The following is an 805-nucleotide window of genomic DNA, read 5'->3' on the forward strand; positions in this document are numbered from 1 at the left end:
GGTCCGGGACGGGCACGCCGGCCGCGCGCGCCGCGCTCAGCCGCGCGGCGACGGCCTCGGCGGCGGCCGGGGCCAGCACCTTGAGGTAGGCGCGGGAGCCCGCGAGGCCCGCGTCCGCGGCGTCGAGGGCGATCACCGCCCGCTCCCGGGGCCGGTAGCCGCGCCAGGTGAGGCGGACTCGGCCCGGGGCCGTGCCCAGCAGGGCGGCCAGGCCGGCGTCGTCCTCCGTGAGCGCGAGCCCGGGCAGGGCGGGGTCGGCGGCGGCCCACCACCAGAGGGTGCCGTCCTCGAGGACGCCGCGCTCACTCGTCCACGCCGAGCCGGGCGGTGCGGCGTCGGGACCGGTCCGCGGGTCCCGGGCCAGGACGAGGGTGCGGGTGCGGACCCGGGCGTCGCCGGCGCGCCCCTCCATGACGTCCACGTCCAGCACGCGCGCGAGCCGACGTCCCCGCTGCAGGTGCAGGGCGTCGGCTCGTGTGCGCAGCCAGCGCAGCCCGGAGGCGCGGACGGCGAGGGGCGCGGAGGCGCGGCCGATGCTCACGGCCGCGCCCGCCGAACCACGGTCAGGAGGCGCGGCGCCGGGCCAGGACGTGGTCCAGGTCCAGGGCGGCGACGTCCTGCTCGGCGGTGGCGCTGAGCGCCTCCTCGCGCTCGGCGGCGCGGGCGGCGTCCTTGAGGCGGACGTCCGAGCCCGCGGCATCCGGGGCCGTCAGCGGGGCGGGGGCGGGGCGCAGCATCTCGGGCGCGTCCAGGTAGGTGGGGCGCGGCACCACGGGGAGGGTGACGGTGTCCGTCGCCTCCGGGG

2 pseudogenes are annotated in these 805 nt (G+C 81.1%); both read right to left on the reverse strand.

The window, feature by feature from the left end:
• Window positions 1–541 (reverse strand): annotated as a pseudogene (locus tag NWP10_RS12195) (hypothetical protein); the annotation flags it as partial.
• A gap of 22 nt (window positions 542–563) precedes the next feature.
• A pseudogene (locus NWP10_RS12200) lies at window positions 564–805 on the reverse strand (hypothetical protein); the annotation flags it as partial.

The organism is Micrococcus sp. HG099 (assembly GCF_024723355.1).
Classification (GTDB): Bacteria; Actinomycetota; Actinomycetes; order Actinomycetales; family Micrococcaceae; genus Micrococcus; species Micrococcus endophyticus.